Source organism: Aeromonas sp. CD (genome assembly GCF_033349375.1).
GTDB lineage: Bacteria > Pseudomonadota > Gammaproteobacteria > Enterobacterales > Aeromonadaceae > Aeromonas > Aeromonas hydrophila.
The window spans coordinates 1,584,722-1,598,274 of record NZ_CP137631.1; the positions used below are offsets into that span (position 1 = coordinate 1,584,722).

Genomic DNA, 13,553 nt, shown 5'->3' on the forward strand with positions numbered 1-13,553 from the left:
ATCGTGGTGGTGACCAAGCAGGGGAAGAGAGCGCGGGCCCTGCCGCCATGGGCAGGGCTCGCTCGGGATCAGGCCGGGGTGGCGCCCGCCTCCTGTTCGCTGGGGAGGGTGAGGCGCGCCGAATCGGGCAGGGCGTCATCCTGGGGCCATCGCGAGAGGATGGCCTCGGTGGTGCTCTCCACCACCTCGTCATCCTTGAACACCGGCTCGCGGTAGCAGCGGGTCATGCGCAGTGCCTGATACATGTCGGGGCAGAGGATGATCCCCTCGTCGCCGACCCGGATCCCGGCCTGCTTGAGCCACAGGCTCATCTGGCCGTGGCGGCCGGCCATCACCATGTGGATGCCGCGTCGTTTCAGATCCTTGTGCAGCTCCCCCAGCATGCTCATCACGCTGATGTCCTGATGGGTGAAGCAGGCCACCGCATCCACCACCAGGCATTTGGGGCTGTGGGGATCCTGCACCAGCAGCGCCAGCACCCGCCGCTTGAAGTAGGGGGCGTTGAAGTAGGTGAGCGGCGAGTTGAAGCGATAGACCAGGATGCCGGGAATGGCCTTGGCCTGCTCGTTGTCCCCCAGGGTACGCACGACCCCTTCGTCGTCCATGCCGAGCAGTTGGTCGGTGGGGCGCATCACGTTGCGCAGGAACTGGAACAGCCCCAGCAGCACCGCGAGGGTGATGCCCGGAATGACCCCCATGGCCAGCACGCTGATGAAGGTGATGAGCGCCAGCCAGAAGGCGGAACGATCTGAGTGGCGCAGGGCCCACAGGCCGCGAAAGTCGGTGAGGGACAAAGACGCTATCACCAGCACCACGCCGAGGGCGGCGGTGGGGATGTATTGCAGCGGCGCCGTCAGGTAGAAGGTGACCAGGGCGATGACGGCGGCGGCGATAATGGAGACCAGCTGGCTCTTGCCGCCGTTGGCGTCGTTGACCGCGGTGCGCGAGTCCGCGCCGCTGATGGCAAAGCCCTGGGAGGCCGCCGCTGCCAGGTTGGCCATGCCGAGGGCTCGAAACTCCTTGTCCGCATCGATCTCGTAGCCGTTCTTGGCGGCGAAGCTGCGGGCGGTCAGCATCATGGAGACGAAGCTCACCATGGCCAGGTTGAGCGCCGGCAGCACCAGTTCCCGCATCAGGCCGGGGGGAAACTCCGGCATCTGGAAGGCGGGCAGGCCCGAGCCGATGGCGCCCAGGGTGGCGATGCCGAACTGGCCGAGATTGAGCGCCCACACCAGTCCCGCCGTCACCACCATGGCCACCATGGAGGAGGGCCAGGCGGGCTTGAAGCGCTTGGCCAGCAGCAGGGTGAGCAGGGCGGTCAGGCTCATGGCCAGGGTGGGCAGATGGGTCTGGGTGATGTAGCTGGCGCCGCCGGCGATCCGCTCGATGAGGTAGCGCTCGCTGAAGGTGAAGCCGAAGATCTTGGAGAGCTGGCCCACCATGATGGTGATGGCCACCCCGTTGAGCAGCCCCATCAGGATCGGGCGGGAGAGAAAGTCCGCCAGTACCCCCAGCTTGAAGCGGCTGGCGATGAGGCACCAGAAGCCGGTCATGGCGGTCATGGTCATCACCAGCTGCCAGTGGCGGGTGGCGTCCCCGGCGGCGAGCGGGGTCACCACGGCGGCGATCACCGCGCAGGTGGCGGCGTCCGGGCCGACGATGAGCTGGCGGGAGGTACCGAACAGGGCGTACACCAGCATGGGCAGGATGCAGGAGTAGAGGCCCACCAGCGGCCCCACCCCGGCCAGCTCCGCATAGGCGATGGCCACAGGCAGGGCCACGGCGGCCACCGACAATCCAGCGCGCATATCCGGCATCAGCCAGGCCCGCTGGTATTGCAGCAGGGCGGCGAGGCCCGGTAGCCAGCGTTCGAGTGAGAAGAAGTCGCGCATTATTTAACCCATTGAGTTACAAACAGCTTTTCCTTAGTGTGCCCAAGGTTATCGAAACATTGCAATCAGGTTATGGCCAGTTCACCACCAGGTCAGGCCACAGCCGTTGCCACTCCTTGGCCTTGACCCGCTCGGTAAAGACCCGGCTCTGCTGGCGGCAGCGCGGGTTGGGATCCACCTGCAGGGACCAGTTGGGGGCAAAGCCGTAAGGGGCCAGCCACTCGAATGAATCGTCTGCCAGCAGCCGGACTCCGATGCAGGTGGGCACCTCCACCCAGTGGCTGAGGGCCGAGAGCGAGCTGGTGAACGGGGGCACAAGCTGGCGCACATGCATGCGGGCCTGGTTGCGCACCTCCCACTGCTGGCCCGGCATCCTGGCGGCGAGCCAGGCTTCATGATCGGCCTCCTGCAATCCAGTGAGATCAGCACTGTCCAGATAGATAAGATCGATGTCGTTGAGGGCGGTCGGCACCGATTTATGGTGCAGGTGATCCCAGATGAGGTTGCGGATAAAACCGGCCCCCAGCGCCCAGTCGGGCAGTGCCAGTTCACGGGCGGCCCGCAGGCAATCCATGCGCTGCTCATCGGCCCGCAGCAGGGCTTCGGTCTGTGCCTGCAGGTCGGCTTCCAGTGCGTCTGGGCGAGCGTGCGAGGCTGGCGTGCTGTGACGCGTCTGGGTGTCAGCCGGCATTGCGGCGCAACCAGACGTCGATGTAGCTGCAGCTCGGCACTATGGTGAGCCCTTCCGCCTGGGTCCAGCTGTAGAAGGTGCGAGCCAGCTGATCGGCGATCCCCTGTACCCTGAGCTCGGGCGGGACGAAGGTGCTGTAGGCGTCGATGGTCTTGGCGTCGAGCCGCCGGTAACGCAGCCTGGACTCCTTGCCATCCACCACACAGATGAATTGCTGCTGGTTGGCCTGATGAATGATCTCGCTCATGCTTGCTCCTCGGTACGGGGGATGGGGTTATCTGACCATGTTGGCGCCCCTTTGCCAACTGTTCGGGGTCGCTTACACTGCGAGCCCGGCCGGGTACATACCCGCTAGCCAAGGTATAGAACAGTTCACGAAGGATGGATCCCATTATGGCTTTTGCCACGCTGGAAGAGTTGATCGGCAATACCCCCCTGCTGGCGCTGCGTCGCATCAATCCCCACCCCGGTGTCACCCTGCTGGTCAAGCTGGAGGGCAACAACCCGGCCGGCTCGGTCAAGGACAGGCCGGCGCTGAACCTCATCAAGTGCGCGGAGGCGAGCGGTCACTTAGCGCCAGGGGCCCGCCTCATCGAGGCCACCTCCGGCAACACCGGCATCGCGCTGGCCATGGTGGCGGCGGCGCGGGGCTACCGGATGCGGCTCATCATGCCACATACCATGAGCCAGGAGCGGCGCGATGCCATGCAGGCCTACGGCGCCGAGCTGGTGCTGGTGGAGGGTGGTATGGAGGCTGCGCGCGACCTCGCCCTGGCGATGCAGGCGCGGGGCGAGGGGCTGGTGCTCGATCAGTTCAACAACCCGGCCAACCCGGATGCCCATTACCTCTCCACCGGCCCCGAGATCTGGCGTCAGAGCGAGGGGGCGGTCACTCACTTCGTCTCGGCCATGGGCACCACGGGCACCATCATGGGGGTTTCCCGCTACCTCAAGGAGCAGAACCCGGCGGTGCAGGTGATCGGCCTGCAACCAGCCGAGGGGAGCCAGATCCCGGGGATCCGCCGCTGGCCTGCGGCCTACCTGCCGGCCATTTTCGAGCCCGCCCGGGTGGATCGGGTGCTGGACGTGACCCAGCAGGAGGCGCTCGCCATGATGCGCCGGCTGGCGCGGGAGGAGGGGATCTGCTGCGGGGTCAGCTCGGGGGGCGCCGTGGCCGGTGCCTTGCGGGTGGCGGCAGAGATCAAACAGGGGGTGGTGGTGGCCATCATCTGCGATCGGGGAGATCGCTACCTCTCCACCGGGGTGTTCAGCGACGAGCAGGCGTAAGAGCGCTGCGCCAGCGCGATGATTAACATGATATGTATCAACAGCTTGCTGATACATCGCACTGTGTACCCCTTGTAACAATCAACTCTGCTGGCAGGGTTGATTCCATTTGTCTCCTGTTTGACACTCGGCGCCCTTGGTTGACCGATGCAAACAGGAGCGTCCCATGATCTTGCCTTCCTCTCTTCGTCTTTCTCTGTTTGGCCTCTGTCTGGCCACGGCGGGTTGTACCGTCGAACCCTATGCCTATCAGTGCGGCGACAAGCAGTGCTCGGTGATTGATCACCAGGGGCAGAAACACCAGCGGCCGCTGGACGAGGTGAAGCCCGTCTGGGAGCGCAAGCAGGAGCGGGAAGAGGCCGTGCGCCGCAACAAGGAGTCCATCTGGCGCGAAAAAGCGCCCGAGGAGCGCGGCAACTACGGCGCCGGCGCCACCGTCAGCTGGTAACAGAAGGCCCCGCGATGCGGGGCCTCTGTCCGATTATTCCCAGGCCAGCTCGAGCAGGCCGAGCAGCTGGGTGCGGTCGGCATCCTTGCGGTTGTAGAGCAGGGCGCCGTCGTTGATGGCGAGATCGCGGATCTCGGGCAGCAGCGCCTTGTCGGTGACGCCGGCCTCGCGCAAGGTGCGCGGCAGCTTCACCGCCTGCCACAGGGTATCGCGCAGCGCCTGCAGCGCCTCGATGGCGGCCTGGGCCCGCGCGGCGGCCGGGGTCGCGGCAAAGCGCTCGGCCCCCACCAGCGGCAGCAACAGGCGGGCCAGCTCGGGATCGATGCCCGGCCGGTTGTAGTCGAGCACGGTGGGCAGGAAGAGGTTCATGCACAGGCCGTGGGGCAGGTGGCAGCGGGCCCCCAGGCTGTGGCCGAGGGCGTGCACCAGCCCCACCATGGAGTTGGAGAAGGCCATGCCCGCCAGGGTGGAGCCTTCCGCCAGCTGCAGCCGCAGCCGCTTGTCCTGCGGGTTGTTCAGTACCTGGGGCAGGGCATTGGCGATCTTCTCCACCGCCATCAGGGCCAGGGCGTCGCTGACCGGGTTCTTGGCATTGCCGATGAAGGCCTCGATGGCGTGGGTCATGGCATCCATGGCGGTGGCGGCGGTGATGTTGAGCGGCAGCCCCTGGGTGAGGCGCGGATCCAGCACCGCCAGCTGGGGCAGCAGGAAGGGGGAGGTAAAGGGCACCTTGCGCCCGCTCGCCTCGTCCTTGATCACCGCCACCAGGGTTACCTCCGAGCCGGTGCCCGCCGTGGTAGGCACCACCGCCAGCGGTTGCAGCGGCCGGGTCAGGCAGCCGGCGCCGGCGTAATCCAGCAGCCGCGTCCCCCCCATGGAGGCGAGAATATTGACCGCCTTGGCGGTGTCGATGACGGAGCCGCCGCCCAGCGCCACCAGGCTGTCACAGCCAAGCTCCCGGTGACGGGCCGCAATCCGCTCTACCACGGCGGTGGAGGAGTCGGCCGGGATCTCGTCCCAGATGGCGGCCACCGGCAGCTCCCCTTCGGCCAGCACCCCGGCCAGCAGGGTGGCCAGACCGGTGCCGCTGACCCCCTTGTCGGTGAGCAGCAGCGGCCTGCGCGCCCCCAATCCCGCCAGCTCGCCGGCCAGTTGCTCCAGCGCCTGCTCGCCCGCCATCAGTTTGACCGGGCAGAAAAAATCGTAATAGCGACTCATGGTGCTCATCCTCTCGTTCAGCCGGTCAACAGACCCAGGTAGATGTGGCAGGCCCGGCTCAGCTTGTGGCGTGGGCTCGGATAGTGGCGCAGCAGTGGCCGCGCGATGAAGGCCGGCAGGATCAGCGCCTGCAGCTGCTCCAGCGCCCGCACCAGGTGCATGGCGACGGTGAGATCCCCCTCCACCAGCAGACGGTTTTCGCTGAACGCCTGATTGACCCCGAGCCGAAAGCTGAGGGCGCGAAAGGCGATGGCGGGATGCTTGAAGCGCACCCGCAGCGGATGCAGCCCGCCGGTGTCGGGCGCTGGGCCGCTCTGCCAGCGCCCGGCCGCCTTGTGGATGGTCAGGCCGTGGGCCATGCCGCTCACCTCCAGCCGGATGGTGAGCCCGTCCGGCAGGGGGGCGAGCTCCTGGCGTACCGCTTCGTCGATGCGGGCGGCGCGGCACAGGGTGCGGCCGATGATCCAGAGCAGGCAGCTGATCCACAGGCGGCGACCCAGCGCCGCCAGGGAATCAAGGTGTCGGTTGTGCATAGGCGTGAACTCCCGAGATGGCGGACCAGAACAGGGCGAAGGCGCTGGCTTGCCAGTGGCCGTCCCGTCCCAGTTCAGGTTGGTCGACAAACAGCGATGCGCAGGCCAGGAACTGGCCCTGGCACACCTCCAGCATCAGGGCCGGTGGAGCTTGCATCAATTCGCCGCTGGCCTGGCCCTGGGCCAGCAGGCGGGGTAGAAAACGCAGGGTGTCGCTCAGGATCTGGCTGCGCAGCGGGCGAGCCAGCAGGGGGGAGTGAAAGAAGCCCAGCACGAACTTGAGCTCGTGAGGGTGGGCCTGCATCCAGGCCATCGCCTGGCTCCAGTAGTGGTGCGCCTGCTCCTGGAGGGGCAGGGCGGCGTCAGCCTCGGTGATGGCGGCGCCAAGGCGCAGCTTGATGTCCTGGTAGAGGTTCTGGATCAGCACCTCCTTGCTGGGAAAGTGGTGAAACAGGGTGCCGTTGGCCACCCCGGCTGCCTTGGCGATGCGGGCGGTGGCGGCGCCCTGCAAGCCATCTTCGGCGCACAGGGCAAGGGCGGCATCCAGGATCTGGCGGCGTTTGTCGGTCACGGGTGTGTTCATGCTGGTCTCGTCAGCGCAAAAACAGGGCCATCATCAGCCGCTGGTGCCAGCGCCGATAGGGAGGGTGCACCATGGTGCCGGTGCTGAAGCGTCCCCGGCTCAGCACGGTCTTGGCCTTGGAGAAGGTGAGAAACCCCTCGTGGCCGTGGTAGTGGCCCATGCCGGAGGCGCCGATGCCGCCAAAGGGCACGTCGTCGGCCGCCACCTGGAACAGGCTGTCGTTGATGGCCATGCCGCCGGAGTGGGTCTCCTGGATCACCTTGTGCTGCAGGGCGGGATCCAGGCTCATCAGGTAGAAGGCGAGCGGACGGGGCCGCGCGGCTATGTAGGCGAGCGCCTCGTCCAGCGAGTCATAGGGCACGATCGGCAGCAGCGGGCCGAAAATCTCCTGCTGCATCAGCTGGCAGTGGTTCGGCACTTCGGTCAGCAGATGGGGCAGCAGGCGGTGGGTGCCATCGTCCCGGGCCGGGCTGCCACAGGGGTGTATCTGGGCGCCGGCCCGCTCGGCTTCGGCCAGCCAGCTGGTGAGCCGTTCATACTGGCGGCCATTGATGATGGAGCCGTAATCCGCGCTGGCCAGCCCCTGGGGATAGAGGCGGGCGAAGTGATCGCGATAGGCCTCGACAAAGGCCTGCTCCTGACCGCGCGGCAGCAGCACATAGTCGGGGGCGACGCAGATCTGGCCGGCGTTGAGGCTCTTGCCGAAGATCATCCGCTCCACCGCCAGCGCCAGCGGCATGTCGGGGGCGATGAGGCAGGGGCTCTTGCCACCGAGTTCCAGGGTGAGCGGGGTGAGCTGGGGGGCCGCCGCGGCCATCACCAGCCGTCCCACCGCGGTGGAGCCGGTAAACAGCAGGTGGTCGAAGGGCAGGGCGCTGAAGGCGGCTGCCACCTGGGCGTCACCTTCAATCACCATCACCTCGCGCTCGTCGAAGACGCCGTCCAGCAGCTCGCGCAGCACCCGGTTGGTGTGGGGGGTGAATTCGGAGAGCTTCAGCATGGCGCGGTTGCCGGCGGCGATGGCGCTGATGAGGGGGCCGAGGCTCAGCATCACCGGGAAGTTCCAGGGCACTATGATGCCGACCACCCCGAGCGGCTGATAGAACACCTCCACCCGGGCTGGCGCCAGCAGCAGGCCGGTGTGGCGGCGGTGCGGGCGCATCCAGCGCTTGATCCGTTTCTGGGTGTAGTTGATCTGCATGACGCAGGGGAGGATGTCGGCAATCATGCTGTCGTAGTCGCTGCGCTGGCCATAGTCTTTGGCCAGGGCATCGCACAGCGGTTGCTTGTGGGTGATCAGGGCGCGCTTGAGCTGGCTGAGGTGGGCTCTGCGCTCGCTCAAACTCGGCATGGGATGTTGCTGACAGGCGTCTCTGAGTCTGGCCAGTCTGGCCGGGAGCGACAACTTGTCGGTGGCCTCCTGCAACTGCATCGCTTCCATGGCATACCCCGCTGGTTAGGGACCGACTGATTGGTCGGTCTAAATCTAGCGTCTTGTTAACTGGCTGTAAAGTTTTGCCCGTTGGCTTAGGATGGGGCGCGGATGACTCACCCGGCGACTGTGCTGGCCTCCACACTTTCGTGGATTTGGGGTTGGTGGATTATCTAATAAGGGGTAGTTTTTGGCTATCAACCGACAAGGAGAGAGTGTTATGACTAGGGAACTGAACAGCTTGTTGGCCCGCCTGGAAGATGTGGTCGAGCGGATGCCGGATTGCTTCAACACCTATGAATTTGCCCAGAAGCTGGCGTTGCAGCATCAGCGCGAGTTTTTTGCCGCGGGTCACTCCCTGGCCGAACAGGAGGGGCGCCTGCTGCGGGTGCTGCACGAGAAGATTGCCGAGGCCCTGGCCGGCAGCGACAAGGTGATCGAAGGGGCGCTGTTGCCTTGCGTGACCCCCTGGGGTGAGCGGGCTACCTCGCCGCGCTGGCATCGCAAACACTGAGCCATCCGTTGAATCAACAACAACAGGGCCCGTCGCGGGCCCTGTTGTTTTATGACGGTTACTGGGTGAGGCGGCGCGCCTGCCAGTAGCGGCTGTTCCAGTAGACGTTGTCGAGGCGCGAGCGGATCACCCCCTTGCTGGTGGAGGCGTGGATGAACTCCCCGCCGCCGGTGTAGACGCCGACGTGGTATTGCTGCCAGCCGGTCTTGAAGAAGACCAGATCGCCGTGCTGCAGCCGGTAGCGATCGACCGGCCGGCCCAGGTTGGCTTGGGATTCGGTGGTTCTGGGCAGGTTGAAGCCCATCACCTGCTGGTAGGCGAGCTGGGTGAAGGCGGAGCAGTCGAGGCCGGCCCGATCCGAACCCCCCATGCGATAGGGTACGCCGCGCCACTGCTGATAGAAGCCTTCAAAGGCGCTGCTCTGCTGGCGCGGCGGGGCTGGCTCGGGTGTGCTGGAACAGGCGGCCAGCAACAGGGCCAGCAGGGGTAGCAGCCATTTGCAATCCATGGGGGCTCCTTCGAGACGACAACGTCTCCATCATAAACGGGGTTCGGGGCTCGAACATAGCCTTGCTTGCAAGAAACAGCCTCTGGCTACCTCAAAAGAGGCGCAAATGCAGAGGGTAATAATATTATTTGTATTCATTTGAATAATATTTGCCGATTATCTTGAATGAGCATTTCAATATTAAAGTAGTTATTCCAATCAACCTTGGCATGAAATAATAATTAACCTTGTTGACGCCGCCTCGTGATCTGTGTCACGTTCTGTCTCAGGGTTAATTCGTTATGATGGCGCCATAAAATAAATGGCAAGGGATCCCGTCATTTTCACCGCCAATATGATGGCAGCACCACAAGATATCTCTGGGTATATTCCCGCAACTGGTTCACATAATAATATTCGGCCAATGACTGGCGTCGGCTGACAATATCACCAGACAGAGGAGGGCCATCCCATGATATCCGGTCCATAGCAGTGAGTGTTTCCTCGCACCAGGAGGCCTGCGGTATCAGGCTGTCGCACCATCGTTCAGGCCGATGGGCGCTACCGCCAAGCCAACGGGCACGGTGCGAGATGCAAGGCGCAGTCAGGCGACCTTGAGGGAAGATTGCCAACAGAGCGTGACTCCCGTGTAATAGCCTCGGCGCATGCCGAATCATCCACCTTAGATCGCATCGCGATCCTTGTTCTGTCAACAATAAATGCATTCGCCGCCACGCTGTTAATTCACGGCGAGAATAATGAATGTCATGACAGGCAAGCAGAATAACGCCCCGAAATATAACCGTGAATAATATGGTTATGCCGTATTCGTTCATTGTTTAAATAGCTTGGCGTGATTCGACAAGGAGATAACAATGAAAAACAAAAAACCACGCAAATTCATCACGCAAGCCCCCACTCTCAGTCTGCTCGCGCTGGCCTTGTTGGCAGGCAGCGTGCATGCCGAAGATATTGGCGAACGTACCGACCAGGGCACCGCCATGCTGGCCAGCCTGCAATCCGAACAGGGTCTGATTTACCTCAATGCCGACGTCTGGCTGAAGGGGCAGGGCGCGACGCCGCTGATGACCCGGGATCAGCTGCGCGAGCGGGTGCTGGAACGGGGTGAGCGTCTGTTCATCGATTTCAGCGCCGTCACCGACCAGATCGAGCGACAGCAAGCCAGAAAAGCCATGGAGCAGCTGGCCGGCATCTCTTTTGATGCAGACTGGGTGCTGGTGTCCGGCTACAAGGGGGAGCTGCTGTTCACCCCGCTGGGGGGCGTCGATGACCCGGCCTTCTATCAGGTGATGGAGCGGGTCGAGAGCCTGGAAGGGCAGGGCAAGCGCCACAAGCGCTCACTGACCCAGCCGCCTGCCGCCGAGGCCGGCTTGCCCCACGTGGCCTTCTACCTCAACGTCAACCGCAAGATCAGCGATGCCGAGTGTACCTTCCCGCGCTCGCGCACCTGGAGCCGGGGCGATCGGCTGTTCTGCGATTCGCCGAACATCTCGCTGGTCTACCGGGTCAACCTGGAGCGCTCCCTGCAATTTGGCAACACCGGCTCCGCCACGCCGGATGCCAAGATAGTGCGGATCTCGCTGGACGAAGAGTCAGCCGGTGCCGGCATCCAGCTCAACGAGGATCTCAGCTGGAGCGAGAACATCGCGGACTACCTGCTGCTGGATGGCTGGGCCCGCGACTATGCCACCGATGCCATCGCCCAGGACTACCGTTTCAGCATCGAGGCGTCCAACACCAAGGCGGCGGTGCTCAAGAGCCTGCCGACCAACCTCAACAGCAAGTACGAGCATCGCGAGATCTCGGGTTTCGAGGTGGGGGTCACCGGCGGGGTCGAGGTGAACAAGGATGGGCCCAAGGCCAAGCTGGAGGCGTCGGCCAAGTTCAGCCAGCAGCGCCAGCTCGCCTACAACACCCAGGATTACCGGGTCGAACGCTCGGCGCCGAGCGCCCAGAAGGTGAGTTTCAGCTGGGTGCGCGATCAATACGCGACCGCGGAGTCCCTGCTCTCTTCCAAGACGGCCACCGTCTGGGGCATGGGCTACGACGTGGATCACAATCGCATCCAGCCGCTCAGCTACAAGGGGTTCGTGCCGAATCTGGACGTCATCTACAAGGCGGCACCGGACGAGACGGGTAGCACCGAGTTCAAGATCGACTCCTCGGTCAACATCCGTCCCATCTACACCGGCATCTACAAGCACTACTACGTGGTGGGAGCCCATGTCTCCTTCCAGGGCTTTGAAGATACCGACAAGCGCAGACGGGTGACGGCGTCCACCAGCTTCAAGGTGGACTGGAACCACCCGGTGTTTACCGGCGGTCGCCCGGTCAACCTGCAGCTGGGGGGCTTTGACAACCGCTGCCTGAGCGCAGATGCCAACCATGGTCTGAGCGCGGTAACCTGTGACGAGACCTCGGCCGCCCAGTCCTTCATCTATGACCAGTACGGCCGCTATGTCAGCGCGCAAGATACCCGCCGCTGCCTGGATGGCAACAACCTCGGCCAGCTGCAGAGCTGCAGTCTGAGCCTGGGTCAGCGCTGGGAGTGGAAAGCGGACAGCGATGCGCTCAGCAACCTGAGTGCCCACCAGCTGCTGGGTCATGACAAGCAGAGCGGGGCGCTGGGGCTCTACGACGAGAACGGCAACCCGCAGAATGTGAGCGTACGGACCCTGACCTCCTACACCCGTATCTTCGGACCACCGGCCAGTCACTGACAGAGCAGGGCCTTGCGCCCAAGACAACAACGCCGGCACTTGCCGGCGTTTTTTATGGGTGGCGGATCAGGCCTTGTTTTCGATGAGCGGGGCGAGCAGCTCCGCCAGCTTGTAGAAGGTCTGTACCCGGGTGGTGCTGGGGCGCCACACCAGCCCTATCTCGCGATAGGGATGTTCTCCTGGCAGCGGGATGGCCACCAGATCCGTGTTGTCGAGGATGCCGGCATCGATGGCCATCTGCGGCAGGAAGGTGGTGCCGAGCCCGGCGCCGACCATCTGCACCAGGGTGTGCAGGCTGGTGGCGGCAAACGGGTTGATCTTGCTCTTGTCCCGCAGCCGGCAGGCGCTCACCGCGTGCTCGGTGAGGCAGTGCTCCCGCTCCAGCAGGAAGATGCTCTGGTTGGGCAGCTCCTTGTAGTCGAACGGGGTGTGCAGGCTGGCCGCCATGCTGGCGGGCATCACCATGTGGAAGGGATCCTGGCCGACTGTCTTGCAGTGAAAGCCGCCGATCTCCACCGGCAGCGCCAGGATCAGCAGGTCGAGCTGACCCTGCTCCAGCTGCTTGAGCAGGTTGGTGGTGGTGTCTTCACGCAGCAACAATTCCAGCTCAGGATAGGTCTTGCCGCACACCTGCAGCAGCTTGCTGAGCAGGAAGGGGGCGATGGTGGGAATGCAGCCCAGGCGTACCGTGCCGTGCATGACGCCCCCCTGATGCTGGCCGAGTTCCATCAGATCCCGTGCATCAGAGAGCAAATTGCGAGCTCGCTCGACGATTTCCATGCCGACCGGGGTCATAATGAAGCTCTTGTGGTCCCGTTCCACCAGTTGCAGGTTCATCATGTCCTCCAGTGTCTGGATCCCGGTACTCAGGGTCGACTGGCTGACATGACAGGCCTTGGCGGCGCGGTTGAAGTTCTTGTGCTCGTCGAGAGCAACCAGATATTGCAGCTGTTTCAGGCTGGGCCAACGTTGCATAGGAAAACCCGATTAATGCTATCTATTTAATTTGATTTAACTAATCTACCATCGGGGCTATAGTTTGTCGCTTTAATTAGACGGACTTGGCTCTAGGTAGCCTGATCCTGACAGGATTGTTCACTTCACATAAAGAGGAATTGAATATGGTATTGGTAGGCCGTCCCGCACCCGATTTCACCGCTGCTGCCGTTCTGGGCAATGGCCAGATCGTTGACTCCTTCAACCTGGCATCCCACATCAAGGGCAAGGCAGCCGTCCTGTTCTTCTATCCGCTCGATTTCACCTTCGTCTGCCCGTCCGAGCTGATTGCCTTCGATCACCGTCTGGAAGAGTTCAACAAGCGTGGCGTGGAAGTGATCGGTGTCTCCATCGACTCCGAGTTCTCCCACAACGCCTGGCGCAACACCAAGATCGAAGACGGCGGCATCGGCCCGGTCAAGTACCCGCTGGTTGCCGACATCAAGCACGAGATCTGCAAAGCCTATGACGTCGAGCACCCGGAAGCCGGTGTTGCATTCCGCGGCTCCTTCCTGATCGACAAGAACGGTGTCGTTCGTCACCAGGTTGTCAACGATCTGCCGCTGGGCCGCAACATCGACGAGATGCTGCGCATGGTCGACGCCCTGCAGTTCCACGAAGAGCACGGCGAAGTGTGCCCGGCTCAGTGGGAGAAAGGCAAAAAAGGCATGACCGCCTCTCCGGACGGCGTTGCCAAGTACCTGTCCGAGAACGCCGCTTCCCTGTAATCG

The 13,553-nt window shown here is 63.6% G+C and carries 14 protein-coding genes; 5 read left to right on the forward strand and 9 right to left on the reverse strand.

Going from position 1 to position 13,553, the window contains the following annotated elements; all coding sequences use genetic code 11:
• Nucleotides 1-68: 68 nt before the first annotated feature.
• From R2E40_RS07385 to R2E40_RS07395, 3 genes are all read right to left on the reverse strand, one after another.
• Entirely contained in the window at nt 69-1,892 is a 1,824-nt protein-coding gene (locus R2E40_RS07385; protein ID WP_318165126.1) for a SulP family inorganic anion transporter, read from the reverse strand.
• Between the two features lie 70 nt (nt 1,893-1,962).
• The gene (locus R2E40_RS07390; protein ID WP_318165127.1) at nt 1,963-2,583 is read right to left on the reverse strand and encodes a nucleotidyltransferase family protein; all 621 of its coding nucleotides are present in this window, start codon (nt 2,581-2,583) and stop codon (nt 1,963-1,965) included.
• Nucleotides 2,573-2,830 (reverse strand): GNAT family N-acetyltransferase, encoded by a 258-nt coding sequence (locus R2E40_RS07395; protein ID WP_011705401.1) that lies wholly within the window; start codon nt 2,828-2,830, stop codon nt 2,573-2,575. Before R2E40_RS07395 ends, R2E40_RS07390 begins: the two co-directional genes overlap by 11 nt.
• Nucleotides 2,831-2,964: 134 nt before the next feature.
• On the opposite strand from R2E40_RS07395, the gene cysM reads away from it, so the two are divergent.
• Together cysM and R2E40_RS07405 are read left to right on the forward strand one after the other, a co-directional pair.
• Nucleotides 2,965-3,870, forward strand: coding sequence for a cysteine synthase CysM (gene cysM / locus R2E40_RS07400; RefSeq protein WP_171280337.1), 906 nt, complete (start codon nt 2,965-2,967; stop codon nt 3,868-3,870).
• 166 nt (nt 3,871-4,036) lie between these two features.
• Nucleotides 4,037-4,318, forward strand: coding sequence for a hypothetical protein (locus tag R2E40_RS07405; RefSeq protein ID WP_318165128.1), 282 nt, complete (start codon nt 4,037-4,039; stop codon nt 4,316-4,318).
• Nucleotides 4,319-4,351: 33 nt separating this feature from the next.
• On the opposite strand, the gene R2E40_RS07410 is transcribed toward R2E40_RS07405, so the two are convergent.
• Genes R2E40_RS07410 through R2E40_RS07425 form a run of 4 tightly spaced genes read right to left on the reverse strand, consistent with a single transcriptional unit; the run spans nt 4,352 to nt 8,093 of the window.
• Nucleotides 4,352-5,536, reverse strand: coding sequence for an iron-containing alcohol dehydrogenase (locus R2E40_RS07410; RefSeq protein WP_103827972.1), 1,185 nt, complete (start codon nt 5,534-5,536; stop codon nt 4,352-4,354).
• Between the two features lie 17 nt (nt 5,537-5,553).
• Nucleotides 5,554-6,069, reverse strand: coding sequence for an SCP2 sterol-binding domain-containing protein (locus R2E40_RS07415; RefSeq protein WP_029303475.1), 516 nt, complete (start codon nt 6,067-6,069; stop codon nt 5,554-5,556).
• Nucleotides 6,050-6,652, reverse strand: coding sequence for a TetR/AcrR family transcriptional regulator (locus R2E40_RS07420; RefSeq protein ID WP_045790244.1), 603 nt, complete (start codon nt 6,650-6,652; stop codon nt 6,050-6,052). The genes R2E40_RS07415 and R2E40_RS07420 overlap by 20 nt, the downstream gene beginning before the upstream one ends.
• A gap of 10 nt (nt 6,653-6,662) precedes the next feature.
• On the reverse strand, nt 6,663-8,093 hold the full coding sequence (locus R2E40_RS07425) for a coniferyl aldehyde dehydrogenase (RefSeq protein WP_318165129.1): 1,431 nt from the start codon (nt 8,091-8,093) through the stop codon (nt 6,663-6,665).
• Between the two features lie 211 nt (nt 8,094-8,304).
• Between R2E40_RS07425 and R2E40_RS07430 the strand changes: the two genes are divergently transcribed.
• Nucleotides 8,305-8,598: a hypothetical protein gene (locus R2E40_RS07430; RefSeq protein WP_005299095.1), complete on the forward strand. Its 294-nt coding sequence runs from the start codon at nt 8,305-8,307 to the stop codon at nt 8,596-8,598.
• Nucleotides 8,599-8,656: 58 nt separating this feature from the next.
• On the opposite strand, the gene R2E40_RS07435 is transcribed toward R2E40_RS07430, so the two are convergent.
• Nucleotides 8,657-9,106 (reverse strand): C40 family peptidase, encoded by a 450-nt coding sequence (locus tag R2E40_RS07435; protein WP_011705408.1) that lies wholly within the window; start codon nt 9,104-9,106, stop codon nt 8,657-8,659.
• An 854-nt stretch (nt 9,107-9,960) separates the two neighbouring features.
• On the opposite strand from R2E40_RS07435, the gene ahh1 reads away from it, so the two are divergent.
• On the forward strand, nt 9,961-11,826 hold the full coding sequence (gene ahh1, locus R2E40_RS07440) for a hemolysin Ahh1 (RefSeq protein WP_318165130.1): 1,866 nt from the start codon (nt 9,961-9,963) through the stop codon (nt 11,824-11,826).
• A gap of 66 nt (nt 11,827-11,892) precedes the next feature.
• Here the strand turns inward: ahh1 and R2E40_RS07445 are convergent, their stop codons facing one another.
• A complete protein-coding gene (locus R2E40_RS07445) occupies nt 11,893-12,801 on the reverse strand; it encodes a hydrogen peroxide-inducible genes activator (RefSeq protein WP_011705410.1) in 909 nt (302 codons plus the stop codon).
• Between the two features lie 146 nt (nt 12,802-12,947).
• Here R2E40_RS07445 and R2E40_RS07450 point away from each other — a divergent pair, with 146 nt between their 5' ends.
• Entirely contained in the window at nt 12,948-13,550 is a 603-nt protein-coding gene (locus R2E40_RS07450) for a peroxiredoxin C (RefSeq protein WP_005299113.1), read from the forward strand.
• Nucleotides 13,551-13,553: the final 3 nt, after the last annotated feature.

Bases quoted from the DNA above. Each gene is read 5' to 3' on its own strand.
- R2E40_RS07385 (WP_318165126.1), bottom strand. From the start codon at position 1,892: ATGCGCGACTTCTTCTCACTCGAACGCTGGCTACCGGGCCTCGCCGCC.
- R2E40_RS07390 (WP_318165127.1), bottom strand. From the start codon at position 2,583: ATGCCGGCTGACACCCAGACGCGTCACAGCACGCCAGCCTCGCACGCT.
- R2E40_RS07395 (WP_011705401.1), bottom strand. From the start codon at position 2,830: ATGAGCGAGATCATTCATCAGGCCAACCAGCAGCAATTCATCTGTGTG.
- cysM (WP_171280337.1), top strand. From the start codon at position 2,965: ATGGATCCCATTATGGCTTTTGCCACGCTGGAAGAGTTGATCGGCAAT.
- R2E40_RS07405 (WP_318165128.1), top strand. From the start codon at position 4,037: ATGATCTTGCCTTCCTCTCTTCGTCTTTCTCTGTTTGGCCTCTGTCTG.
- R2E40_RS07410 (WP_103827972.1), bottom strand. From the start codon at position 5,536: ATGAGTCGCTATTACGATTTTTTCTGCCCGGTCAAACTGATGGCGGGC.
- R2E40_RS07415 (WP_029303475.1), bottom strand. From the start codon at position 6,069: ATGCACAACCGACACCTTGATTCCCTGGCGGCGCTGGGTCGCCGCCTG.
- R2E40_RS07420 (WP_045790244.1), bottom strand. From the start codon at position 6,652: ATGAACACACCCGTGACCGACAAACGCCGCCAGATCCTGGATGCCGCC.
- R2E40_RS07425 (WP_318165129.1), bottom strand. From the start codon at position 8,093: ATGGAAGCGATGCAGTTGCAGGAGGCCACCGACAAGTTGTCGCTCCCG.
- R2E40_RS07430 (WP_005299095.1), top strand. From the start codon at position 8,305: ATGACTAGGGAACTGAACAGCTTGTTGGCCCGCCTGGAAGATGTGGTC.
- R2E40_RS07435 (WP_011705408.1), bottom strand. From the start codon at position 9,106: ATGGATTGCAAATGGCTGCTACCCCTGCTGGCCCTGTTGCTGGCCGCC.
- ahh1 (WP_318165130.1), top strand. From the start codon at position 9,961: ATGAAAAACAAAAAACCACGCAAATTCATCACGCAAGCCCCCACTCTC.
- R2E40_RS07445 (WP_011705410.1), bottom strand. From the start codon at position 12,801: ATGCAACGTTGGCCCAGCCTGAAACAGCTGCAATATCTGGTTGCTCTC.
- R2E40_RS07450 (WP_005299113.1), top strand. From the start codon at position 12,948: ATGGTATTGGTAGGCCGTCCCGCACCCGATTTCACCGCTGCTGCCGTT.